This window comes from Paenibacillus sp. TAB_01, assembly GCF_043945595.1.
GTDB lineage: Bacteria > Bacillota > Bacilli > Paenibacillales > NBRC-103111 > Paenibacillus_S.
In genome coordinates this window covers 1,925,660-1,950,331 of sequence record NZ_JBIFNP010000001.1, presented here as the reverse complement: position 1 = coordinate 1,950,331, position 24,672 = coordinate 1,925,660, and the positions used below count along the sequence as shown (strand labels likewise).

General features: G+C 51.8%; 23 protein-coding genes, 1 other RNA gene and 3 pseudogenes. 2 read left to right on the top strand and 25 right to left on the bottom strand.

Features of this window, described 5'->3' with window-relative positions:
- Positions 1 to 14 precede the first annotated feature (14 nt).
- The 7 genes and pseudogenes from thiI to ACHHV8_RS09230 form a co-directional block, all read right to left on the bottom strand.
- Positions 15 to 1,230, bottom strand: a pseudogene (gene thiI / locus ACHHV8_RS09260) (tRNA uracil 4-sulfurtransferase ThiI).
- Positions 1,231 to 1,233: 3 nt separating this feature from the next.
- Positions 1,234 to 2,414 (bottom strand): annotated as a pseudogene (locus ACHHV8_RS09255) (cysteine desulfurase family protein).
- Between the two features lie 97 nt (positions 2,415 to 2,511).
- Positions 2,512 to 3,198, bottom strand: a complete 687-nt coding sequence (locus tag ACHHV8_RS09250; RefSeq protein ID WP_395158013.1) for a lytic transglycosylase domain-containing protein — start codon at positions 3,196 to 3,198, stop codon at positions 2,512 to 2,514.
- A gap of 158 nt (positions 3,199 to 3,356) precedes the next feature.
- Complete coding sequence (locus tag ACHHV8_RS09245; protein WP_395158012.1) at positions 3,357 to 3,776, bottom strand: hypothetical protein; 420 nt, start codon at positions 3,774 to 3,776, stop codon at positions 3,357 to 3,359.
- A 125-nt stretch (positions 3,777 to 3,901) separates the two neighbouring features.
- Positions 3,902 to 4,105, bottom strand: a complete 204-nt coding sequence (locus ACHHV8_RS09240; protein ID WP_395163461.1) for a DUF1540 domain-containing protein — start codon at positions 4,103 to 4,105, stop codon at positions 3,902 to 3,904.
- Between the two features lie 41 nt (positions 4,106 to 4,146).
- On the bottom strand, positions 4,147 to 5,301 hold the full coding sequence (locus ACHHV8_RS09235; protein ID WP_395158011.1) for a glycoside hydrolase family 15 protein: 1,155 nt from the start codon (positions 5,299 to 5,301) through the stop codon (positions 4,147 to 4,149).
- Between the two features lie 73 nt (positions 5,302 to 5,374).
- Positions 5,375 to 5,875: a YpuI family protein gene (locus ACHHV8_RS09230; RefSeq protein WP_395158010.1), complete on the bottom strand. Its 501-nt coding sequence runs from the start codon at positions 5,873 to 5,875 to the stop codon at positions 5,375 to 5,377.
- A 211-nt stretch (positions 5,876 to 6,086) separates the two neighbouring features.
- On the opposite strand from ACHHV8_RS09230, the gene ACHHV8_RS09225 reads away from it, so the two are divergent.
- Both ACHHV8_RS09225 and ACHHV8_RS09220 read left to right on the top strand, forming a co-directional pair.
- Positions 6,087 to 7,181 (top strand): S8 family serine peptidase, encoded by a 1,095-nt coding sequence (locus ACHHV8_RS09225; protein ID WP_395158009.1) that lies wholly within the window; start codon positions 6,087 to 6,089, stop codon positions 7,179 to 7,181.
- Between the two features lie 25 nt (positions 7,182 to 7,206).
- Positions 7,207 to 8,058 (top strand): S8 family serine peptidase, encoded by an 852-nt coding sequence (locus ACHHV8_RS09220; protein ID WP_395158008.1) that lies wholly within the window; start codon positions 7,207 to 7,209, stop codon positions 8,056 to 8,058.
- A 58-nt stretch (positions 8,059 to 8,116) separates the two neighbouring features.
- Here ACHHV8_RS09220 and rnpB read toward each other — a convergent pair.
- The 18 genes and pseudogenes from rnpB to yqfC form a co-directional block, all read right to left on the bottom strand.
- Positions 8,117 to 8,527: RNase P RNA component class A (gene rnpB, locus ACHHV8_RS09215), an RNA gene on the bottom strand.
- Positions 8,528 to 8,628: 101 nt separating this feature from the next.
- A complete protein-coding gene (locus tag ACHHV8_RS09210; protein WP_395158007.1) occupies positions 8,629 to 9,744 on the bottom strand; it encodes a Nif3-like dinuclear metal center hexameric protein in 1,116 nt (371 codons plus the stop codon).
- Positions 9,720 to 10,481, bottom strand: coding sequence for a tRNA (adenine(22)-N(1))-methyltransferase (locus ACHHV8_RS09205; RefSeq protein ID WP_395158006.1), 762 nt, complete (start codon positions 10,479 to 10,481; stop codon positions 9,720 to 9,722). Before ACHHV8_RS09205 ends, ACHHV8_RS09210 begins: the two co-directional genes overlap by 25 nt.
- A 1-nt stretch (position 10,482) precedes the next feature.
- Entirely contained in the window at positions 10,483 to 11,337 is an 855-nt protein-coding gene (locus ACHHV8_RS09200; protein WP_395158005.1) for a hypothetical protein, read from the bottom strand.
- A gap of 127 nt (positions 11,338 to 11,464) precedes the next feature.
- A complete protein-coding gene (rpoD, locus tag ACHHV8_RS09195) occupies positions 11,465 to 12,583 on the bottom strand; it encodes an RNA polymerase sigma factor RpoD (RefSeq protein WP_395158004.1) in 1,119 nt (372 codons plus the stop codon).
- Between the two features lie 41 nt (positions 12,584 to 12,624).
- The gene (dnaG, locus tag ACHHV8_RS09190; protein ID WP_395158003.1) at positions 12,625 to 14,457 is read right to left on the bottom strand and encodes a DNA primase; all 1,833 of its coding nucleotides are present in this window, start codon (positions 14,455 to 14,457) and stop codon (positions 12,625 to 12,627) included.
- Between the two features lie 40 nt (positions 14,458 to 14,497).
- Positions 14,498 to 14,959: a YaiI/YqxD family protein gene (locus tag ACHHV8_RS09185; protein WP_395163460.1), complete on the bottom strand. Its 462-nt coding sequence runs from the start codon at positions 14,957 to 14,959 to the stop codon at positions 14,498 to 14,500.
- A gap of 90 nt (positions 14,960 to 15,049) precedes the next feature.
- A pseudogene (locus ACHHV8_RS09180) lies at positions 15,050 to 15,863 on the bottom strand (pyruvate, water dikinase regulatory protein).
- A 228-nt stretch (positions 15,864 to 16,091) separates the two neighbouring features.
- A complete protein-coding gene (gene recO, locus ACHHV8_RS09175; protein ID WP_395158002.1) occupies positions 16,092 to 16,838 on the bottom strand; it encodes a DNA repair protein RecO in 747 nt (248 codons plus the stop codon).
- Between the two features lie 39 nt (positions 16,839 to 16,877).
- On the bottom strand, positions 16,878 to 17,021 hold the full coding sequence (locus ACHHV8_RS09170) for a YqzL family protein (protein WP_395158001.1): 144 nt from the start codon (positions 17,019 to 17,021) through the stop codon (positions 16,878 to 16,880).
- 129 nt (positions 17,022 to 17,150) lie between these two features.
- Positions 17,151 to 18,062, bottom strand: coding sequence for a GTPase Era (era, locus tag ACHHV8_RS09165; RefSeq protein ID WP_395158000.1), 912 nt, complete (start codon positions 18,060 to 18,062; stop codon positions 17,151 to 17,153).
- Positions 18,059 to 18,478, bottom strand: coding sequence for a cytidine deaminase (locus ACHHV8_RS09160; RefSeq protein WP_395157999.1), 420 nt, complete (start codon positions 18,476 to 18,478; stop codon positions 18,059 to 18,061). Before ACHHV8_RS09160 ends, era begins: the two co-directional genes overlap by 4 nt.
- 28 nt (positions 18,479 to 18,506) lie before the next feature.
- Positions 18,507 to 19,208 carry a diacylglycerol kinase family protein gene (locus ACHHV8_RS09155; RefSeq protein ID WP_395157998.1) on the bottom strand — a complete coding sequence of 234 codons (702 nt, stop codon included), beginning with the start codon at positions 19,206 to 19,208 and terminating at the stop codon, positions 18,507 to 18,509.
- Positions 19,205 to 19,774 carry an rRNA maturation RNase YbeY gene (ybeY, locus tag ACHHV8_RS09150; protein WP_395157997.1) on the bottom strand — a complete coding sequence of 190 codons (570 nt, stop codon included), beginning with the start codon at positions 19,772 to 19,774 and terminating at the stop codon, positions 19,205 to 19,207. Before ybeY ends, ACHHV8_RS09155 begins: the two co-directional genes overlap by 4 nt.
- Before the next feature lie 15 nt (positions 19,775 to 19,789).
- Positions 19,790 to 22,042, bottom strand: a complete 2,253-nt coding sequence (locus tag ACHHV8_RS09145; protein WP_395157996.1) for an HD family phosphohydrolase — start codon at positions 22,040 to 22,042, stop codon at positions 19,790 to 19,792.
- A 57-nt stretch (positions 22,043 to 22,099) separates the two neighbouring features.
- Complete coding sequence (locus ACHHV8_RS09140) at positions 22,100 to 23,062, bottom strand: PhoH family protein (protein WP_395163459.1); 963 nt, start codon at positions 23,060 to 23,062, stop codon at positions 22,100 to 22,102.
- A 32-nt stretch (positions 23,063 to 23,094) separates the two neighbouring features.
- Positions 23,095 to 24,276 carry a sporulation protein YqfD gene (gene yqfD / locus ACHHV8_RS09135; protein WP_395157995.1) on the bottom strand — a complete coding sequence of 394 codons (1,182 nt, stop codon included), beginning with the start codon at positions 24,274 to 24,276 and terminating at the stop codon, positions 23,095 to 23,097.
- A 14-nt stretch (positions 24,277 to 24,290) separates the two neighbouring features.
- Positions 24,291 to 24,569, bottom strand: coding sequence for a sporulation protein YqfC (gene yqfC, locus ACHHV8_RS09130; protein WP_395157994.1), 279 nt, complete (start codon positions 24,567 to 24,569; stop codon positions 24,291 to 24,293).
- Positions 24,570 to 24,672: the final 103 nt, after the last annotated feature.

The following is a 24,672-nucleotide window of genomic DNA, read 5'->3' as shown; positions in this document are numbered from 1 at the left end:
CGTTTTCGCCGCTCCTAGAAGAAATCGGCGAATGGACGGACTGTTTCCTCCTGCCCTTTGGCTTGAATCCATACCGTTTCGGTTTCGAGCACGGCCTGGTTCAGCTCCTCTTCAAGCCACTCCATCTTGCGTTCCAGCATCTCCACGACCCGCAGGTTCGGATTTGTGCTGGGCGCCGGAGGCAGGAACAGTGTGCAGCAGTCCTCGTGAGGCAGAATCGAGATATCATAGGTGCCGATTCTTTCGGCAACCCGGATAATTTCCTGCTTCTCCATACAAATGAGAGGCTGAATGATCGGCAGACTGACCGCCCTGCCAATTACATTCATGCTGCCAAGCGTCTGGCTGGCTACCTGGCCCAAGCTTTCGCCGGTGACGATGGCCGAGCCTCCAGCGGCTTCCGCCAGCTTCTCCGTGATGCGAAACATCGCTCTGCGCAGCAGAGTAATGTACAGGTTGTCCCTGTAAACCTCGTGGATTCGCGTCTGCACCTTAGTAAAAGGCACCATATGCAGCTTAATATCACCGGCATATTCGGTTAACTGCTTGACCAAATCCCGCACCTTCTGCTGAGAACGTTCACTCGTATAGGGGAAGCTGTGAAAATCGACCCGCTTCCAGCTGCAAGCCTTGGCGAAGCGCCAGAAAACCGGCAACCGGACTGTCAATGCCTCCGGACAGCATCAGCATCGACCTGCCGTTCGTGCCGAGCGGAAATCCGCCGGCCCCTTCGACGACCTCTGAATATAGCAAAGCTCTCTCTTCCCGAAGCTCAACTCGGAGCTCCGCATCGGGCTTCTGCACATCCACCTTCAGTCCGGGGGTGGCACGCAGAACGTATCCCCCGATCAGATGGTTCATTTGCTGGGAATCGTGAGGAAAGCTTTTGTTGACGCGGCGAACGGATACCTTAAACGTTGCAGGCGCCTGCTTCAGGCTGCCCATGGCTGTCAGAGCCGTCTGCTGGATAGCTTCCAGCTCCAAAGGTGCGGTGTAGACCGGGCTGAATGAGCTTAGCCCTAATATTTTCTTCAACCGTTCGGAGATGAGGTCATACGGCTCCCCGTTCAGAACCAGATACACTCTGCCGAACTCACGGGTAAAGGTAATTTTTCCAAACGGCCTCATCGCTTTTTTTATTTGCTCGAACACGGTTTTTTCAAACCGGTGCCGATTCTTGCCTTTTAACGTCAGCTCTCCGTGACGGAGAACGATCCATTCGGGTTCCATCCCTTACCTCCGTCTAAGTCTTGTTTGATAGGACTGGGGCAGACTCGGCTTCAGCTCTGTGACAACCTGCCGCAAAATGCCGGCAAACCGGCTCGCATCATCGAGTGACTGCTCCAGGGAATAACTGATGCGGATACCGCCCAGCGCCCTCTCATTGCTGTAGCCCATCGCTTGGAGCACGCGGCTCGGCTTCTCCGTACCCGAGGAGCAGGCGGAGCGGGTCGATACATAGATATCATGCTTTTCCAGGGCGTGAACTATAACCTCGGATTTCATTCCGGGATAACTGAAATGAAGAATATAGGGAGCCATCCCGGACGCGTCGGGGGCCCGCTTACTTGCAGCTCCGGCATTTCTTGGATCGCTTGTACCCAATATACTCTCAGGCGAGCCGTATGCTCGAGAAAAGCCTCGCGCTGTCCGTAAGCAATCCGCATCGCTTTAGCCATCCCGACAATAGCGGGCACGTTCTCCGTTCCTGAACGCAGGCCTTTTTCCTGCCCTCCGCCCCACAGGAGCGGCTGCAGCTCAAGCCCTTCCCTGCAGTACAGAAAGCCCGCTCCTTTGGGGCCGCGCAGCTTATGCGCGGAACCTGACATCAGATCAATGTTAAGGCTTGCCGGCTGAAGGTCCAGCTTCCCGACGGCCTGTACCGCATCCACATGAAACAGCACCCGCGGCGCGCTTTCCTTCAGCATTTGACCGATCTCGCGAATCGGCTGTATACGCCCCGTTTCATTATTCACGGCCATGATGCTGACCAGGATCGTATCCTCTCTTAAAGCGTTCTTCAAATCCTCCAGACTTACCTGACCCGTTTCATCGACAGGCAGGTAAGTCACTTCGTAGCCCCGCTTCTCCAAATGGCGAAAGGTTTCGTATACGGAGGCGTGTTCGATCACGCTCGTAATCAGATGCATTCCCCGGTGCCGATAGCGCTCCGCTGCTCCTTGGATCGCCAGATTGTTGCTTTCGGTACCGCCGGAAGTAAACCGGATGGCATCCGCCCGGCATTGCAGACACTCGGCTATAACGCCGCGGGATTGCTTAAGCAGCTGCTCGGCATCCGCTCCAGCCCGATGCAGCGATGACGGATTCCCGTAATATGTCCGCATCACCTCGGCCATCGTCTCGACCACTTCATCGTAGGGAGGCGTCGTGGCTGCATAATCCAAATACATAATGAACCTCCTGTCTTCGTCATGCTCTTCTTCAACGAACGAAAAAATAGACCTCTTTAAGCACCTACGCAGGCCGCTTACAGCAGGTCTTGATTATCGATTATGCCTCGTAATGTTGCTTCAGCTTCATAACCTTGTTTACATACTGCTGCGTCTCCGATGGCAACAAATGAAGCTTGGACACAAGCTCTTTATCGTTGGTTATGCCCAGACGATCGACACGTCCCGGCCCGGCATTGTATGCAGCCAGCGCAACGCCTTGATTTCCGTTATACTTCGACAGCAAATTGGACAGGTAGCGGGCCCCTCCCTGGATGTTCTGCGAAGGATCGAACGGATTGGTTACGCCCAAGCCGCGGCCCGTCTGATCCATCAGCTGCATCAGTCCTTTGGCTCCCGCGCCGGAAACCGCCCGCGAATTAAAGGAAGATTCCGCATCTATAACCGCTTTCACCAAGCTGGATTCCACCCCGTGAAACCGGCTCGCTTCTTGAATAATGGAATCGTAAGCCGTTTCATGTCCGGACAACGCTTCCGAGCCGTCTTGACTCAAAGAAGCCAGCAGCGGATTATAGGCCATAGGCTTCAGAGAGGAAGCCTTGACTGCGCCCGCAGCCGAGGATGCATCCCCATTCCCCGAAGCTTGAGAAAGTATATCGTTTAACAGATCCGAGAAAGATCCGGTATCTCCCATGTCGCCGGTTTGATCGTCGCCTGACAAAAAACTCATTTTGTTCAATAGCTGCAGCTGAAGTAATTCCTTCATCGTATTCGGATTGATATTCATCGAAGGTAAGCTCCCATAAGTACAGTCTGATCTATTCATACATTGTACACTTTTTTGGACCGGCCATCCAGTTTTTTTTGGTTCTTTCCATTGAACTGAAAAAGCAAGCCGTGGACGGCTTGCTCTCTCAGCGCATATTTTTGCGCAGCACGATCTTTCTATGAATACAGCGGGACGAGCAGGAAATAGCCTGCCAATGAAACCAAACCTAAAATGACGGACCATACGCCTAACGCTTTTTGCCCTTGCGAGTAGGCCAGCAATCCCAGCAGCGAACCGGCCGCTCCGAACAATACAGGGTAAATAAACAAAGAGATAACGGACAGCAGAATAGAAGTATACCCTATCCAGGCAGCGGTCCCAGCCGAGGATCTTGTATCCGTCTCTTCCACTACAGCGGAAGCTTCGGCTTCCCTTGCCTCCACGGGAGCTTGCTTGGGAGCGGCATAAGGCGCGGCTAATTCCGCCGCGTATTCTTCTGTCGCTTCCTGTCCCGTCTCCTTACGCAGCTGATCCATAGGGAACCGCTTGGGTTCCTTGGATGCGGCTTCGAGTTCCCGGTGCTCTTGTTCTTTCATGCGGTTCAGCCTCCTAAGCGTTACTGAAATTCATTGGCGCTAGAAGTTGTCAAGAAACCCATCCAAGCTTTACCCGTTTGAATCGGGTAAAGTCCGGACGGGTTTCTCTGCTTTACACGTTTGAGCTAGTTCTTCTGCTCAAACGTGTGACAACAGGTATTACGGACGCTTGAAGCTTTGTCCTGGTGATCAAAGCTTTCATCCGCGAACTCGGAGCTGAAATCGGCTTTTGCATGCTCATCGATATCAATCATAATTTCCTTGGCTGCACAGTTGTTGCCCTCTGCCCAGAATTTGCAATTGGCCACACTGCATTTTACATTTGGCATCATCATCACCCCTTTATCAATGTGCCCGGCAAAGGGGGACGCTATCCTATTCGTGCAGCTGGCAATATAGCACAAGATACATCGCATGCGACCACAGCAGCGGAACTGCCGGCGTGCCCCACCGTGCCGGTCCACTGATCGAAGGTTCCCCGGTCAATGTCCGTGTGCGGAACCTGCTCCGGCAGCCTCCCTCTTGCATCGGCCTGCTGAACGATCCAGCGTAGCGCTTGCTGCGCTTCGGTCTGCTTGCCGGATTGGGCATCGACCCATCCCTGCCAAGCCGTCAGCAGAATCCATTCTCCGCCCCCGTAATACTCGTCAGCCGCATAGCGTCTGATGCCGCCCGCAGGGGTTTTCAGCTTTTGCCCAATTTGAGCTAATGTTGCCTCCATCACAGGATGCTCGGCAGGCAATATACGGAATGGCTGACAAAGCCACAGCAGGCTCGCGTCGACCCCGTCGTAGCTAATTTCATAGCGGTCCGGCTCCGGAAGAGGGCGAATGCTTTTTACGAAATAATTGCCTTGCGGATGGACCGCGTGCGTTAACAAGAGCTGCTTAATCTGCTCGGGAATCGCCGCAAGCTCCGGGAAATCGATATAAGAACGGATCGCCTCCAGCCCTCCATAAATGCAGGCAAGCGTCGAAGGATGAATCTGGTCGTTCCTTTCCTCCCAGCAGTCGAAGTTGGGCAGCTGCCAAAATGCGCACAAATAACGGACCGTTAATTCCACGCTTGCGCGGTAAGACTCCGGCAGCGTCTCCTGTCCGATCGCTTTCCAATGCTCCGTTACGCCCCACAGCCAAGCTCCATAGCCATCGAGCTGAAAATGTCCCCATTCGGAGTGGTCGTCATCTCTTCCGTCCAAATGGTAGCGTGTATGTAAATATTCGCTTTGGTCGATCCATTCGCCGCGGGCTTTCTTCTCCAGCAAATGCCGGACGCGGTCCTGCTGCCGGGCCAATACTCCGTTCACCCATTCGTAAAAAGCTCCGGCGCTTTCCGTCTCTCCGCATACGTCCATTGCATAAGCGATAAAGCTTCCGTCCCGAAGCCAGCTGAATGCATAATTGGAGAACAATGGGCAGGCAACATAGCTGCCGCTCGGATGCTGGTTCAGCTTGATGATCTGTTTACTGATCCGGGCCAGCTCGTCGGCCGATATGTAAGCGTCAGACCTATTATTATCGTTCATTGCCCATCTCCTCCTTAAACAAAAAGAGATGCTTGTTCAGCACCTCTTGTCATTATTTCCCAGATGTATGAATTTAAACGCGTTCGCCCTGCATCCGTTTTTGCGTGATGTAATCCGTCTCATAGTAAGACAGCTCTTCACGAAGCGCTTCAAAAATTTTGGACAGCTCGATTGTCAGATCGCGAACGGCGCGGGTCGGTTTTTTGCGGAAACGAATGGCATCTTGTCCGGTATAAGCATAGCGTCCGTCTTCGGAATAGCATTCGTTCTTCGGATAAAAGAAGTTGTTCACGCAGCCATGGTATACCTCATAAAGCACTTTCTCTGCATATTCCACATTGAACGTCGGACGGCGCAGGCTCACGCCCAGCTTCTCGTAAGCGACTTCACTGAATACGAGCAGATGTCTTGTATCCGACAAATAGCCTTTGTAGAAATCTTCCATTGCCGCATCCATTTCCGTATTCAACTGCTGTAAAGAATACTCGTTCAAAAACTTTTCCATTTTCGCGATTGCTTCGCTTAATTTGCTCTTCGTAGTTTCACATACATTCTTGACGTTAAACGTCGCCATATTGAAAGACCTCCTCTAATCAGCACAACACCATTTTTATTATATAATGAAATACTACTAAAATCATCCTACCACAAATCAGGGGTAAAAGTAATACGAAAAAAGTCCAGGTATTCATCTCTTCCGTCAGAAGGAGATGTTTTCCGGTAGTAAGAACAGCGGGTCCGGGGATTCTAGGCATATATCTATATTAAGCAAAGGAGCCAGCCCCATGTGGAAATATGCCCTGTCCTTTATCGCTCTGATCGCTCTTGGCGTCGTTCTCTTTCCAAGAAATGAAGCAGTGCCCCGTATTGAAAGCCTGTCTCCGGCCGCAGAGCTACAGATGAAACGAACAACCATGTCCCAGGACATGCAGTTAACCGATGAGCTGTGCCGGACCCAGTGCAGCCTGGAGCTGCGCCATGTGCTTCAGCAAACCGAGCAGCAGCCTGACGGCAAAAAGCTTCAGGAGCTGCAGACCCTGCAAGCTCAGCATCCGCATATGGAACAGCTGATCTGGGTGTCACGGAATCAAAAGCTGTCGGACGGCCTTACCGTCGGCAAGCTGAATAAAGCCACCAGCTCCCTGGCGCAGGCTGAGTTGAAAAAAGCGAAAGCCAAAGCGGACAAGGGTGAAAGCTTTCAGTCGAAGCCGTTTCAAAGCAATGGCGCCACTTATTTTGTTCTGGGAGTTCCGGCCGCTTCCAAGGACGCTTCCTTGATCGGCGTCGTCAAGCAGGAAATTTTAAAGCAGGTGAAGGAGCATCAGCTCAAAAATTTGCGGATCGTTCCGTATCCAAGCGATAAACGCTATAAAATTGAATCTGTCGATTCCGACACGCTTCAAGACGTCAAGGTCGATCATCCTGAACAGAACGAAGGGACAAGCCATTATCATGTCGACCAAATTGTGGTGAAATTCAAGACAGAACCGAGCGCTGCTGATTTGGCCAAAATCCAATCCGATATCGGGGCCGTCGGGCATCGGAAGCTGGGCTATACTTACGTATTCGAATCCAAACAAATGGAAGCCAAGCAGCTGATGAATTATTTCAGAAGCTGGAATATCGAGTATGCGGAACCGCATTTCCTGTATATGACCAATACCACTTATCATGTGGGCCAGGAACCGGCCGTACAGCAGCAGACATCCGATGCAGCCCGCGGTATGATTACTCCAAACGATTCCCTGTACCAGCGGTACCAATGGAATCTGCCGCTGATCGACACGGAGAAAGGCTGGACGATCAATAAAGGCTCCGAGCAGATTACAGTAGGCATTGTCGACACGGGCGTAGATTTGAACCATCCCGATCTGAAGTGACCAGCTGGTCGGCGGATATAACATTGTGAATGAAAATGCCGAGCCGCTGGACGATGTCGGGCATGGCACGCATGTAGCCGGTGTCGTCGGCGCGCTGGTCAACAACAATTTGGGCGTGGCCGGGATGAGCTGGTACAACCGGATTATGCCGGTTAAGGTTCTCGATGAGACCGGCGCAGGCAGCACTTATTCCGTAGCCCAAGGGATCATATGGGCTACGGACAACGGCGCCAAGGTCATTAATTTGAGCTTGGGCAACTATGCGGAGGCTAACTTCCTGCATGACGCTATCAAATATGCCTATGACCATGATGTGGTCATCGTCGCGGCAAGCGGCAACGACAATACGGAGCAGCCGGGCTATCCGGCCGCTTATCCGGAAGTGTTCGCCGTAGGAGCTACGGACGCCAACAAGAGCAAGGCTTCCTTTTCCAACTACGGCGATTACATCGATGTTGCGGCGCCCGGCGTCAATATAGCCAGCACTTACCCGCACAATCAGTATGCGGCCCTATCCGGAACTTCGATGGCCAGCCCGCATGTCACGGCTCTTGCCGCGCTGATCCGTTCGGTCAATCCTGCTTTGAAGAATACGGAAGTGATGGACATTATGCGCCATACCGCTCAAGATATCGGCCCTAAAGGCCAGGATAAATATTTCGGCTACGGCCTGATCGATGTCGTGGCCGCCCTGAAAAGCGCAGAAGCGTCAAAAACGCCCGGCGGCACGACAGCTGCCGAGAACAAAGCGGGCGAAGGTCAGCAGGTGACGGAGCCCGGCTCGATTTGGTCGGACTGGACGCAGCGGCTGCTGGACCGGCTGCAGGGCCGGCTTCACTCCAAGCTATCTTTTTTGCTGCATCGTTCATTATATTGACTTACAATATCGCTAATAAGCACAAAAACCGCCGATTCAGGCGGTTTTGTCATGGTTACAGGAAAGCGTGCCGTAAGCCGGGTTCTGTACTTCCAGTGGTCAGAACGGGTACCACCCTCCCACCGTTGAAGCGACAATCATCTATCTAGGCCAAACATTGCTGCTTGGCTCAAGCGACCAACCCGAACGCGTCCCGGGCCGGGACTGTCTTCGCAAGGAAAACCTGCGTTCCATTAGGTCTTGCTCCAGATGGGGTTTACCAGGACATATGTCACCATATCTCCTCGTGGTCTCTTACACCACGGTTCCACCCTTACCTGTGCACAGGACGAATCCTGTGCCATCGGCGGTCCATTTCTGTGGCACTAGCCTTCAGCTCGCGCTGACTGGACGTTATCCAGCATCATTGCCCTATGGAGCCCGGACTTTCCTCTCGTGATTTCTCACCAGCGATTGTCTGTCAAGCTTTCCTGATGTGCATTTGCTAGTATACAGCGTATCGCGGCAAAATTCAACCGTCACCTTTTTTGCAATTCAGGTCGTTATTAACAGGTCACAAGCCGTGACAGCTCAGACGAAGCGAAAAGGCTCCGTGCTCAGCTGCGATGCGATCACCTGGGTCCCGATCTTCTTCTCGGCAAGCCGTTTCAGCAGGTAGTCCGCCACGCCCTGCTTCATGATTTTCTCTATGTTGTGGCCGGGATCGATAAGCGCTATGCCCGCCGCCAGCGCGTCATGCGCCGTGTGATAGTCGATATCGCCCGTAATCAGCACGTCGGCACCCGCAAACTGCGCCTGCCTCACATAACGGCTTCCCGAGCCTCCAAGCACGGCAACCTTGTGAACCGTCCGGCCGGGATGGCCGACCAGGCGCAGCGCAGGGACGTCGTAGGCCTGCTTGACCTGCTCGCAAAGCTCGCCCAGGGTAATGGGCGCCGCCAGCCTGCCGACGCGGCCCAGGCCGAAGGTACGGCCCTTTAAGTCCAGCTGATACAAATCGTAAGCCACTTCCTCATAGGGATGCGCCTTCAGCATCGCCTGGACGACACGGCGCTCGGCGCTCTGGGGAACGATCGTCTCCAGCCTTACCTCACGGACCTGCTCCAGCTTGCCTTGTTTGCCGATGAACGGATCGCTCCCTTCCTCAGGAATGAACGTTCCGGTACCATCGATATTGAAGCTGCAGTGGCTGTACTTGCCGATCCAGCCGGCTCCCGCATGAAAAACCGCATCCCGGACCTTCTCCAGATGATCCTCAGGCACAAACACCACAAGCTTCTTCAGCTTCTCGGTGTGCACATCCTCCAATGGAGACAAGCCGGTGAGCCCCAGCGCTTCGGCCATCAAGTCATTGACGCCGCCCTCGGCCACATCCAGATTGGTATGCGCTATGTAGACGGCAATGTCGTTTTTAATCAGCTTCTCATATAAGCGTCCTGCCGGCGAATCGGTCTGCAAATGGGCAAGCGGGCGAAAAATGATCGCATGGTGCGCAATGATCAGATTGGCTCCCGCTTCGATCGCTTCCTCGACCACTTCCTCCGTCACATCAAGCGCCACCAGTACCTTCGGCACTTCTTTATTCAGCGTCCCCAGCTGAAGACCGATTTTGTCGTTCTCCACCGCATAGTGCTTGGGGGCCAGTTCTTCCATAAGCTGAGTTATCGTCTGTCCTTTTGCAAACAAGCCAATACCTCCCTGATTTGCCTCATCTCTTCTTCCAATTCCTGCCGCTTGCGCTTGGCTTCGTCCAAGTCGGACATCGCCATTTGGCGCCGGATTTTATCCAGCTTGTCCAGCTCAAGCGACCATTTGCGAAACCATACCTCATCGGGCCGGTCTATAAAATAAGGCCCCAGCTTCAGGAGAAGCTCCCGGTCTAAAGCGACATGCTCGACAAGCTCACGGCGGCGGTAGATCATCTCGTTATCCAGCTCCGTCTGAGCTTTCGGCACGGCCGTCAAAATTTCATATATTTTATGATCCTCTTCAAGGATCTGCTCGCCTGTAAGTATCCAATCGTTGTCGATAAGCCAGGAACGCACAATCGATTCGCCGACGTTCGGCTGCAATACCAATGTGCCGACACCGCTCAGCTTCGCTTTGCCCGCTTCAAGGATGGAAGCAATCAGCGCCCCTCCCATGCCGGCAATAGTAATCACATCGACTTCATCAGGAGAAATGACGGCCAAGCCGTCTCCAAGACGTACCTCAATGCGGTCCTGCAGCTGCGCTTCCTTCACCTGCTTGGCTGCCGCTTGAAAAGGCCCCGGGTTGACTTCACCCGCTACCGCTTTCGTAATTTTCCCCTGCAGCGCCAAAAAGGTCGGCAGCAGCGCATGATCCGAGCCGATATCGGCCATACGGCTTCCCGAAGGCACCTGACCGGCTATCATTTCCAGTCTTTTTGAAATTTTCAGCATCTTAAGCAACCCACTCTGTCCATTTTTTTCGAGACGCGAACAATACGCTTGCTTCCGTCACCATTTTGCCGATCAAAGCCAGCTGGACGGCCTGTTCGCCATACTGCTCGGCATAAAGCATACCATACAATTCAGGCATAAACCAAGTTATGCAGCCCAGCATAAGAAACACGGTCCCGATCTGCTTGCTTTTGCCGAGAATCATCCAGCCGAGCCAGACAAAGAAGATACTCAACGGTACCCAGCTCAGTTCAAGCGTAATCCAGTTGATCGAATCGAGCCGATAGTGCAGCAGCCAGCCATAGCAAAAAACAAGGACTACCCAGCCGCTCAGCTGGAACAGCATCCGGCCTGCCAGCAATCCGGTCAACATCCAGATCAAGCTGCATAAGACGACATAGCCCACGACAAGCGCCGGCTTATCCCGGATTCCGTGCTGATGTAACAAATACACGCCGATAAACAAAAGAAATAAAGAGGCCATGCCAAACAAAACTTGAGCCTTTATCGGCTCTTTGCCATTATGTACGCTCCCCAGCGTGTAGCATAGAAAAAGGAACAGAACGGATACCCCAATTTGCATTGGTAATTCAAAAGCGTTAAAATTAAGAGCAGTTAAAGAAATTGCTGCTAAAAGACCGAAGTACAAAACCCATTTTTTCCAATTACTGTTTTTTATAGCTTCGGCCGAAGACTTCATAAATCCCGTATCCTGTGTCGATTTCCCTTGCCCCGAAGCAGCGTCTTCCAAGTAAAGATGCAGCAGGAAATCGCAATAATGCTCAGGCAGCAGCTTGCTTTTACGCCAATGCTCAATTTCCCGGATCAATACGGTCCGTTTCGTTTTGTCATCCATTTCAGCTTATTCACCTCATTAACCGAATGTTCCGTTTCGATCTATATGCCTAAATCCTTATATCGGCTGAGGTGAGACAAAAAATTAGACCTAACTGCACGGATGCAGAGAGGTCATGGGCAGTACATTATTCAAGAAAATCTTTAAGCCGTTTGCTTCGGCTCGGGTGTCTCAGCTTACGAAGGGCTTTCGCTTCAATCTGGCGGATCCGTTCGCGGGTGACGCCGAACACTTTGCCGACTTCCTCCAGTGTTCTCGTACGCCCGTCGTCTAAGCCAAAGCGAAGACGCAGCACGTTTTCCTCGCGTTCCGTCAAGGTATCCAGCACATCCTCCAGCTGTTCCTTCAGCAGCTCATAAGCTGCCGCATCCGCAGGTGCAAGCGCCTCTTGATCCTCGATGAAATCTCCCAAATGCGAATCGTCTTCTTCCCCGATCGGAGTTTCCAACGAAACCGGCTCCTGGGCAATTTTCATAATTTCACGCACTTTATCGGTGCTCAGATCCATTTCTTTCGCGATTTCTTCCGGTGTAGGTTCGCGCCCGAGCTCTTGAAGCAGCTGCCGGGAAACGCGGATCAGTTTATTTATCGTTTCGACCATATGTACCGGAATCCGGATTGTTCTTGCCTGGTCGGCAATAGCCCGGGTAATCGCTTGACGGATCCACCAGGTTGCATACGTACTGAACTTGTAGCCCTTAGTATGGTCAAACTTCTCAACCGCCTTGATCAAGCCCATATTTCCTTCTTGAATCAAGTCAAGGAACAGCATGCCGCGTCCGACATAACGCTTGGCGATACTGACGACGAGACGCAGGTTCGCTTCGGCAAGACGGCGCTTCGCCTCTTCATCTCCGAGCTCGATCCGCTTCGCCAGGTCCACCTCATCCTCTGCGGACAGCAAAGGAACTCTCCCGATTTCCTTCAAATACATACGAACCGGATCGTTGATTTTAATACCGGGCGGAAGCGACAGATCATCGTCAAAATGAAAATCGTCATGCTCCTGGTTCATCGGGTTCATATCGTGCTCTTCATCCGATTCATTCCCTACATCGATACCCATTTCAGAGAGCTGCTCAAAGAATTCATCGATCTGCTCAGGATCCTGGTCAAAGGGAGCCAGTTTCTCCATAATATCTTTGTAGGTTAAAGAGGAACGCTTTTTCCCCTGCTCAATTAGCTGTTCCTTTACTTGATCTAACGTCAACTCCGTCTCTATCTCCGTGCGTTGATCGTTCGCCATAATCCAACTCCCTCCTCCCTAGAGCTTCTTTAGCCAATAGACTAAGAAGATTTTAACTGCTTTTCTAGGGAAATAATCTCAATACCAATCTGTGCCGCACGTATGATATCCCCTGAACGTTCTGCACGAATCATTTCTTCTCTTTTTCGCTCAATTTGCTGCTGCTGCGGATATTTTTTTATTTCTCGGATGTAATCGTCGATGACTTTCTCGTTGACCCCATGAGAGTTTCCCATCATTGCAAGCGAGCTCGCCAATCCTTCCAGATCCGCTTCCTGCAGCATAGCAATAAAATTACTGGCATTCGGCTCGAAGCCCTGTGCAAAATAAGCGTACAAATAAGCAGCAAGCGCCGCATGAGTATCAACATTGAATTGATCTCCCAATTTACGCTCCACGTAATGCGTTACTTCCCGGTCATACATCATGATTGCAAGAAGCTGCCGCTCCGCGTTGTGGTAAGCTGGAAACAAAGAAGGCGTACGTTCTCGAGGTCTTGCGTCATTCATAACATTATTCCACGGTTTATCGTTATTATCCCCGAACCTGTTGTTTTTTTCCGATTGCAGCCGGATTTCGTTCAGGTTCTGCATCGCCGTTTCGAATGAATAATGAAATTCCGCCGCCAGTTCCTTTACATAATGCTCTCTCTCTATAGGGGACGTAATGTCCGCAATGATTTTGAGAGCCTGCTGAATGTAACGAAGCTTATCCCCATCCTCCTGCAGTTTGAAATTTTTGCGAAAATAAAGAAGTTTATATTTGATCGACGGTACGGCAGCTTCAATCACTTCCCGTACGAATCGTTCAGAACCTTGTGTAGAGATGTAGTCATCCGGATCCTGATTATTCGGGATCATGGCCACTTTGACCAGACATCCGGCCTTTTCCAGAATCGGAATGCTCTTATAGGCTGCCGCTTGGCCCGCTCCGTCTCCATCGTAAGCGACAATGACCTGATCGGCCTGCTTACGGATGAATTCGGCATGCTCTTCCGTCAAGGCAGTACCCATCGTGGCAACGCTGTTCGTTACTCCCGCTTCCCATGCCTTGATCACGTCCACATAGCCTTCGAACAGCACAAGCTGCTGCTGCTTGCGGATTTGAGCGCGCGACCGGTGAAAATTGTACAGGCTGCGGCTTTTATAGAACAGCATCGATTCAGGACTGTTCAAATATTTGGGCTGGGCATCGCCCATCGCCCTGCCGCCGAATGCAATCAGCTGTCCCTTCCAGTCATGAATCGGGAACAGGATCCGGTCCCGGAATTTATCAAAATAGCCTTGGCCGTCTTGACGTGCAGAGAGCAGTCCGCCCTTCTCCATTAAAGGAAGCGAAAATTCCCGTCTTTCCAGCAGCTGCGCGAGCGTATCCCACTGCGGCGGCGCGTAGCCGATCCCGAAGGTTTCGATCATTCGATCATGCAGTCCGCGCGATCGCAAATATTGCATCGCCTGTTTTCCCTGCTCCGTGTTCTTCAGGATGTACTGGTACAGCTTGCCGGCCAGCTCGTAGGCTTCGAGCAGCTTCGTTTTCTCGGGATTTTGCTGTGTCCGTCCGCCCGCCTGGGGGTCCAGGCCGATATCCAGATTGGCCTCTTTGGCCATATGGCTTATCGCCTCGGCAAATGAGTAGCCTTCCATCGCCATCAGAAATTGAATGGCTCCGCCTCCGGCGCCGCAGCCAAAGCAATGGTAAATTTGCTTTTCCGGTGTGACGGTAAAGGATGGCGTTTTCTCCGAATGAAAAGGACAAAGCCCTTTCATATAGTGCCCTTGCTTGCTCAAATGCACGTAACGACCGACAACATCGACGATATCATGGTGCTTCAATACCGCTTCGATGATTTCTTCCGGAATGCGTCCGTTACTCATCCTAACCACCTTCAATCAAATTAACACGTAATAGTATTCGCTACGGCTGTGAAATCTCCTGCATGCGCCGCAAAACTTTTGTCAAAGATTGTTGAAAAAAATGTCGATCCTCGTCGGTGAACGGCTTCGGTTCCTTTGAATGCTTTCCGCCGCGCCTTTGCTTGGCTTGTTCGTGACGCCGGTCCAGCAAAAAATCGATCGTCCGGTTCGTATATTCCTGCCCCCGGTTCGAAAGAGCAATGGCTTTCTTGCCCAATGCCAGAGCGGCCAGACCAAAATCCTGCGTAATCAACACGTCGCCCGCTGCGATACGGTTTACAATATATAAGTCTACCGATTGATCGGAACGGTCGACCTGTACCGTCTGTACCCCTTCCATTTCGGGAAGACGATGGTCAAACGAAGCCACCATAATGACTTCTACCTTGAAGGGCGCCGCGGCTTTTACAATTTCCGATTTCACCGGACACGCATCGGCATCGACAATAATTTTATGCTGCATCATTCGACCCACCGAATTTCTTTGGAATCCTACCGTACTATTATATACGATGAAGAAATAAAAAATCCTGCCGTACTTCGGGAAAAAAGGTTATCTTCCGTGAAACCAGTCGATTATTGTGCTCGCCGTTTCCTCTACGGCTTTGTTGGACACGTCAATAATTCGACAATCAAGCCTTTTCATAATGCTGTCGGCGTAAGCCAGCTCTTTATTGATCCTCTCTACGTTGGCATAGGTCGCATTCTGAGGCAGGCCAAGCGTCTTCAGCCGCTCCGAACGGATCACATTCAGCTTCTCCGGCGTGATGCGGAGTCCGACGATCTTACGATTGGATACCGTGAACAGCTGCTCCGGCGGCTGAATTTCAGGTACGAGCGGAACGTTCGCCACTTTGAATTTCTTGTGCGCCAGATACATCGACAAAGGCGTTTTCGAGGTTCGCGATACGCCGACGAGCACGATATCCGCCTGCAGCACGCCGGTGAAATCTCTGCCGTCATCATACTTCACCGCAAACTCCACCGCTTCGACCTTCTTGAAATAGTCCTCATCCAGCGGATGGATCATCCCGGGCTGATGACGCGATTCTTGATTGAGCTTCTGCTCAAGCGAACCGATGATCGGACCGAGCAGATCGACATAAGGCAGCTGATGACGAATCGACTGTTCAATCAAATAATCGCGAAGCTCGGGAATAACAAGAGTAAATACAATAATGCCGTCGCGTTCCTTCGCTGTTTGAATCAGCTTATCAATTCCCGAACGGCTCGTCCAGAAACGGTACGACCCGGACATCGACCTGCTGCGGATAAAACTGCACGGAAGCCGCCCGGACCACTGCCTCGCCGGTTTCCCCGGCCGAATCGGAAGCTATATAAATAATAGGGTTCGTGCGCCGATTCATATTCCACCTTCTTTCAGCCTTCTCTCGCGAATCTACCTTACTACTTACCCAACTATTAAAGGCTTTGCTAGAATAGATAACGCAAATACAAACCAGATCACAGCGTCTCGGTGATACGTCTTCCAAAAAAAATTCCCGCCGACAAGCCTAACAAGACTAGGTCGGACGAGAAGTCGTTTTTAATGTTAATATAATATATTATCAAAGCCGGATAAAAATGTCAAAGCTTTATACTCCGTACTTTTCCATTTGATCAAGGAAGCTTCGGGACTTTAATTGCACTCCAATATGCGCGTCATAGTAAGATCGGATCAATTGCTTCAGACTATCCTTTGTCGCCTGCTTCACATCGATCTGCCCCAGCCGCCGAAGATCCATTTTGGCAAAAACCCGCAGCAGCTTCAAAGTACCCGGAGCCAATGGAATGGCTTCCGGATCTCTGGGACGGCAGTTCTCGCACAAAATACCGCCGACCGGCGCACTGAAATACATATCGCCCTGATCTCTTGAACAGGATACACAGGCATCGAGCTCGGGCTGGTATCCGGCCTGCATCCATATTTTCATTTCATATATGAACGTAGTGATTTGTATGTCCTTATCTTCGTCCAGTGCCGTTAGAGCCGCTTTCAACTGCTCAAACAAAAAAGCGTTTGCCTCCTGATCGCCTAATGCTCGATCAGTTAGCTCCGCCATATAAGATGCGTAGGCCGCCTTATGCAAGTCTCCCCGAATGGTATGATGCGACTCTACGATCTCCGCATGATTAAGCGTCCCCAGCTGGCCTGATTTAAAAAATAAATAATCGCCATACGTAAAAAGCTGGGACACGGAAGCATAACGGCTTTTGACTTTTTTGGCGCCCCGGACTATGACCGCCACTTTGCCTATTTCCCGGGAGAACAACGTAATGATCTTGTTGCCCTCGCCGTAATCCATACTGCGGATTACAATCCCCTGAACTCTGTACTGCATCGTCCGCTCTTCCCCCAAGCCGTGACTTACAGGCTCTAATTATATCCCGTCGACAGCGTCGAAATCGGGATCCTCCTCCGATTCCAGAACAGGCTCTTCGGAATCGTTTGAAATTTCCTTATAAAGCAGGTAAGCATCCACATCACCGGTCATTGAAAAATACTTCCACGAAAAATCTCTCATGTGTATCAATCTCCTCTCCTGTAAGACGGATGAACGGTACCTGTCAACAGGATTAGGATGATACCAAACCGCTTGAAGTATGCCATGCAATTACTGCCATGCTTACTCCAAACGGTGCAGGATGAACATTTATTCGTTACGGAAGCCCAGGTCGCGCAGCACCCGCTCCTGGTTGCGCCAATCCTTCTTCACTTTCACCCACAGCTCAAGAAAGCTTTTGGAGCCGAGGAGCGCCTCGATATCCCGTCTCGCCTGCTTGCCCACTTCTTTGAGCAAAGCCCCTTTTTTGCCGATAATAATTCCCTTCTGCGAGTCGCGTTCCACGTAGATCACGGCGGAAATGTGAACTACTCCATTAGGCTCCACCTTCATATCCTCAATCGAAACCGCGATGGAATGCGGAATTTCCTCCCGTGTCAGGTGAAGAATTTTCTCCCGTACCAGCTCTGCGCAGACGAACTGCTCCGGATGGTCGGTTATCTGATCGGCAGGGTAATATTGAGGGCCTTCCGGCAAATATTTGGCGATCTGATCCAGCAGCGTGTTGACGTTGTTGCCCTGCAGCGCCGATATAGGCACGATCTCCGCAAACGAATACAGGTCCTTGTATGCCACGATAACCGGCAGGAGCTCCTCCGGCGTAACCTGGTCAATCTTGTTCAGAACGAGGATGACAGGCGTCTTGACCTTCTTCAGGTTTTCGATGATGAAGCGGTCTCCTCCTCCGAGGCCTTCCACCACATCGATCAAAAACAATACGGCATCCACCTCGCCGAGCGAGCTTTCGGCCACTCTCATCATATGCTCGCCCAGCTTGGATTGCGGTTTGTGAATCCCCGGCGTATCCAGGAAAACGATCTGGGCTTCGTCGGTTGTGTAAACCCCATGTATCTTATTCCGCGTCGTCTGCGGCTTGTCCGACATAATCGCAATTTTTTGACCGATGACCTGGTTCATCAGCGTCGACTTCCCTACGTTGGGCCTGCCGATAATGGCTACAAAGCCGGATTTAAAAGCTTGCTTGCTTGCATTGGCTGTCATGTTAAATCGTTGCCTCCATTAAGATCCTTCATAGTAAACGCCCCGGGCAGCAGCTCCGCCACTGTCGTTACCGATACCTCTCCCTGAAGATTCGCGAGATAGACCGGCATGTCGGGCGCGCAGAGCTCAATGAGCACTTGACGGCATACGCCGCACGGGGTTATCGGTTGAGCGGTGTCTCCAACGACCGCAATGGCTTGAAAGGAACGGGCGGGCTCGCCGTCTGCGATAGCCCGGAACAGGGCGGTGCGCTCAGCACAGTTTGTCGGCCCGTACGCGGCGTTCTCCACATTGCAGCCGAAGTGTACCTTACCGTGACGGTCGAGCAATGCGCTGCCGACCTTGAATTGCGAATAAGGCACGTAGGCCCGCTCTCTGGCTTCCATTGCGTGAGCAATCAGTTGTTGACGATCCATCGAATCCCGCTCCTTTTATTGTACACGATTAAAATTGAAATAAATAATAGGCCAGCACCGCCACGAAGGCGCCTATGCTTGCGCCGAGCGCAAGATTAGGCAGGCCGCGGTCGCTTTTGTCGTACAGCACGAACGCCACAAGGCCTGCAAGCAAATAGCTGAGCAGCCCGACCAGCGTCACGCCCACGAAGCAAGTGATCAGCGTCGATACGGCAAAAGCGACCGCGCTCAGCAGGCTCGGCTTCACCCGGCTGCCCGGCTTGGAGAACCGGGTCTCCACCACAATGACCGTCAGCATCACCAGACTGAGCAAGATCCATACCATCGCGGCCGAGAAGCCGTGTCCCTCGCTGACGCGGGCTTCGCGGAACAAGCGGTCAACCGGCTCGTAAAACACAATCATCCCGACCATAGCGGCAAAAGCCGCAGACACCAGTACGGAGGCTGCGGCCACATCCTTGGCTATTTTGGCAAGGGGATGCAGGTCCGGCATGGCAAGGTTCACGGCTTTTTCAACCGCCGTATTGATCAGCTCTGTCACGATCATTAACGTCACGGCCAGCAAAATAAATAAAATTTCCAGCTTCGGCAGGCGGAAAAACAACGCCAGCAGCAGCGCGGCAAAAGCAGCGAAAAAATGAAACTTCATATTGCGCTGAGTCGACAAGGCGTACTTGACGCCTTCATAGGCAAAGCGGAAGCTTCGGTGCCACTTCACCTTGGGTCTCATCTGACAAGGCCCGCCTGCTGCAGAATTTCCTCCTGCTTGCCGAACATCGCTTTCTCTTCTTCCTCGGTCTGATGATCGTAACCGATCAAATGCAGAAAACCGTGAACGAACAGGAAGCCCAGCTCACGCTCGACGGAATGCCCGTAATCTTCGCTTTGCGCAATGGCTCGCGGCACCGAAATGATAATATCGCCGAGCGGTTCCTCGAACGGCTCGCCGGCATCGTCCGCTTCCAGACTATCTTCCTCTTCAGTCCCGTCCAGAAGCGCTCCTTCGCGAAGGTCGTCTTCCTCGACAAAATCAATGTCGTCAAATACGATTTCAATCTCATCCTCGCCCATTTCCTGCATTGCGAAGGATAAGACATCGGTCGGCTTGTCAAGTCCCCTGTATTCTTTGTTCAGACGCTGGATCTCCGCATCATCGACAAAGGTCAGAGCAACCTCGCCCTCCGATACATGCTCGGACTGTCCCGCAAGCTGCAAAAGCTGCTCCAGCTTTGCAATAAATTCAGGCGAAATCTCCATCACCTGCTGCTCGTTATTCCATTCCAAACGTAAGCTCATCCGGTTAAACTCCTTTTATTCGCTTTTCGCTCCGGCTGATTGACTGCTCTGGGCCTGCGCCTGCAAATCATTCGGATATTCAATTCTTGAGTGAAAAATGCCAAGCAGCGTTTCATTCAGCGTTTTGGCAATCTGGTCGAGCTCCTTGATGGTCAAGTCACACTCGTGAAACTGACCGTCATCAAGCCGGTTTTTTATAATTTTGCGCACCATCGAATCGATCTGCTCCAATGTAGGGCTTCGCAGCGAGCGAACCGCAGCTTCCACACAGTCGGCGATACCGACAATGGCCGCTTCCTTCGACTGGGCTTTCGGCCCCGGATAGCGGTAATCCTGCTCCTCAATAGGCGTCGTATCCCCTTCGGCTTCCGCAAGCTTCTTCGCCTTGTGATAAAAGAACTGCAGCAGCGTCGTTCCGTGGTGCTGCTCCGCTATATCGCGGATCGGCTTGGGCAGATGATACTCCTTCAGCATCTCGACCCCGTCCCTGGCGTGAGCCACGATAATCGATTTGCTTAAAGCCGGGTCCATTTTATCGTGCGGATTCTCAATGTTGGTCTGGTTCTCGATAAAATAAATCGGACGCTTCGTTTTACCGATATCATGATAGTAAGCTCCCACGCGGCACAACAGCCCGTCGGCTCCTATCGACTCCGCCGCCGCTTCGGCCAGATTGCCGACCATTACGCTGTGATGGTATGTTCCCGGGGTTTCCGTCAGCAGCTTGCGCAGCAGCGGATGGTTCGGGTTGGACAGCTCCACCAGCTTCAATGGGGAGAGAATCCCGAAAGCGACTTCAAAAAACGGCAGCAGCCCGATGACAAACACCGCCGTCAGCACGCCGCCTCCGACCGTAAAGGAAAGCGCGAACAGCATTTCCCTCTTCGAATCGTGGTCCTCGATAAACAATAACGAAGCGACCAGCGCCATACCGAACAAGGCTACAACGATACCGGCCTTGAGAATCGACGAGCGCTGACTGGCACGCTGAATCGAGAAAATAGCGGCAAGCGATGCCCCAAGGGCGAACAGCCCGTAACGGAAATCAAACGGCTGCAGATGATCCGTGTTAAAAATAACACTTGCCAGCACGCTGAATACGACAGCCGAAATAAAGGCTAAGTTCGTATCGAGCAGGATGGCAATCAGCATGGCTCCGAGCGCCGTCGGCGCGAGAAACCCGATAAACGGATAATCTAAATTCTGCACTAAAGAGAACAGCTTCATACTGAATATATTGATAAGTACGATAAGAACAAGCATAAGCAATTGAGCGTTGTTGTAACTGACCGACAGCTTGCTTTGCTTAATAAACATATAAATGACGAGGCTAAGCATCACCACGATCAGAAGCAGTCCGATCTTCGGCCAGTAGCTGGACTGGTCCTTCAGCAGCTCCAAACCGCTCAGCCGCTGATAGATTTCTTCGGTAATCTGATCGCCTTTTTTGACGAGCACTTCATTCTTGTTAATATAAACCGACTTCACATTGTCCCGGGCGTGGCCCTTGGCTTCGTCGGTGCCTTTTTGATCGAAAAATTTATTCGGCGTCACTGCCGCTCTGACGAGCTCCTGCACCATTTCCCTCGTATTGCTCTTGGTCAGCGTAGAAGCATTTACCAGCTCTGGCACCTTCGCCCGGACCGTCTGTGCATCCAGAATCTGATCGTTCATCAGCCGGGTAACGATATCTTTAGCCACCGGCTCCATCGCCGTCAAATCCTCTTTGGAGAGGCGCGGCATTTTATAATACGTTTCCTCCGGGATGCGGTACTGCTGCTCGCGGATTTTTTTGCTCATCTCCTGCAGCAGGAGATCGTTATATTGACCGCTGTCGGCAAAGCTCTTAAGCTGCTTGTCGGCATGATCGAGAATCAGGCTCGGGAGAACCGTCTTAAAAATATTGACCTTGTCGCCGAGCGTCACTTCGGAGTCGGCATTAATCTGGAGAAGCTTCTCGAAAATGGACTCCACCAGCACTTCATTCTTCAAAGGAACGATCTTGTAGACCAGCTGCACATGCTGCGCCGCTTCTTCCTTCGCCTGCTCGGTAGCTACCGCATTCTCGATCGCGCGTGGAGCCAAAATATCCTTCTCCGCCACGGAACCCAGCTGGATATCATAGGTCGGAGGTATGATTTTACTCATTAAAGCTGCATAAAAAAGAAGAGTAAGCACCAAAAACAGAAGAAAGCGCACCATGGCGCTGTATTTCCATCCGGAAAGCCGATATTGAAATTTGCCTTGAATTGAAACCTGGTTTTTCATCTCGAAAGGTCATCCCTTTCACGAGCTCTATTCCGCTTACCTGATCATAGAGTCGGTCTATTTTTCTTGTTCCTCATGGTAAGCCACGATAATTTTTTGCACCAAGGAGTGTCTCACAACATCTGCTTCAGAAAAGTGAATAAACCCGATTTCATCGATCGGTTTTAATATCCGCTGCGCTTCTACTAACCCCGACGATTTTCCCCGCGGCAAATCAATTTGCGTCACATCGCCGGTGATGACCATTTTGGAGCCGAACCCGAGTCGGGTCAGGAACATCTTCATTTGCTCCGGCGTCGTATTCTGCGCTTCGTCCAGGATGATAAACGAGTCGTCCAGCGTCCGGCCGCGCATATAGGCAAGCGGAGCGATTTCGATCAAGCCTCTTTCCAACGATTTGAGCACCTGTTCAGGCCCCAGCACATCGTTAAGAGCATCATACAATGGGCGCAAATAAGGGTCAACCTTTTCCTGTAAATCACCCGGCAGGAAGCCCAGGCTTTCTCCCGCTTCCACTGCCGGACGGGTAAGCACGATCCGCTTCACTTTCCCCTCTTTGAGGGCCGTGACGGCGAGCACGACGGCAATGTACGTTTTCCCCGTTCCCGCAGGACCGATGCCAAAAACGATATCTTGTTTCTTGATGGTCGAAACGTACTGCTTCTGTCCGATCGTTTTCACTCGAATCGGTTTCCCTTTATGGGTCGTGGCAATATCCCCTTTGAACAAATCCAGCAGCTGGTCCGCTTTCATCTGCTTGGCCAACTCGAGTGCGTACAGCACGTCGCGTTCATTCAAAATGTAGTTGTTGCGCACCAGCTCCAGCAAAACTTCGAACAGCTGCTGGAGGGATTCCGTCTCGGCTGCCTTGCCTTGAATGACGATTTCCTCTTCTCGAGATTGGATCTTGGCTTCAGTATGCTCTTCGATCAGATGCAGAAATTTGTCCTGCGGTCCGAACAGCGCGAGCCCTTCCGAAGTATTCTTCAAAGCCACTTTCACGATGCGTGCATTGTCAATCAACAGGCCTCTTCTCCTTCAAGCGAACGCAATTATGGGACAATAGGTAGTTCTTGGGTAATGGATTCTTCCACCTCTAAATGTACTTCCATATAAACTTTACCATTCTCCGTCTTTTCATGCAAAATTTTTTCGCTTACGATCTTCGAATCCTTGCCAGCGAGCGACAAAATTTCCGCTTTCGCCTGCTCAATTCCGAGCGATTTCGCTTCCTGCGGATCGATCGGCCGTTCCACCTCGCTCGTCGCCATAAGCTTCTCATTGATCCAGCCTACGGGCAGACTCCAATTTCTCCATTGCAGCGTTTTACGTTCCGGTATGCTCTCATATTGTTCAAAGGGCAGCTTGCCGTACCCTGTCAATTGCAATCCGCGGTTGCCCAGCACGAGGTAGAACCGCTTCTTCGTTTCGCCTGTGTACACCTTGTAGCGCTGCGTCAAAGGCACTTCTACAGTAGGCGAATACCACACCAGCCCCTTGACTTCCCCAGCCGCTACGACCGTCTGCTGATGCAGCTCGTCTCCAATAATGCCGGAAATAAGGATGTCCCCTTTGCGGACGTACGTGTTCGCCTTTACGATGGGCTTTCCCTTCTCGGCAAAGATCGAAGTCACCAGCGCGTTTTTGGATGCCACCAGATGCCTCGGACTTGCAAGCGGCGGTTTTTCCGGAATCGTCGCTTCCACGACCTTGATGATGATATGCGTGCCGTGAATTTCCACACCGACCCAGGCCGCCTGGGGCAGGTCATTCTGCAGGCTCTTGGACAATACGTCCGCATCCCTCAAACGGTATTTCCACTGCATCTTATAGAGGCCTTCTTTCTTGGCCGCTTCCAAAATCTGCGTCGTGCTAATCGTTTCATTGCCTTCCACACGCACCTGCCAGACCACGGAAGACAGCAGGTAAATGCCGATAAAAAAGCAGATCAGGCCCACTGCAAAAAATTTGCGCTTCTCCAGTTTGTCCAGCATAAACGGAGCCCCGAAGCGCTTCAGGACATGGACCCGGCAGCCTGTCTCTTTTAACCACGGGCGAAGCCTGAAAAAATCCTTGAGCAGGATAAACAATTCAGCCCGCGAATCTCCGAGCAGCCGGATATCCCATACCGTCCCCCCCTGCTCGATAATCTTGTTGATCAAAGCCTCCAGCCGCCGGCCCTTTACCTCTATCAGCACGTAACCGCGGAGCGATAAAAGAATCGATGATTTCAATACCCTGCACCTCTTCACGGAATAAATTTGATTTCGTCAATGACCCCTTCAATAAACACTTCCTCGGATAAAATGGCCCGGATGACCAGTTCCTTGCCATGCACCTCCAGCTTCCCTTTGGAAAGAGCCAGCCTCAGCAGCTCGCTCGAAAAATGAAGCACCCCTCGGTGGTTTTCTATGTACAGCTGCATGTTGCCGATCATGGTAAATCGGGGCAGGTCCAAAACAACGTCTTGAGGGACATCCAGGAGCTTCGCCGTAAATTGATTCCATTTTCGAGTAAGACTGCGCATAGTTACCCTCCTGAGCGTTTTTCGGTTACGCAATACTTATTTCCCAAAGCATAAGCATATGGCTGCACGGCAGCCGTTCGTATCAGCTGTCAAGAAATGAACC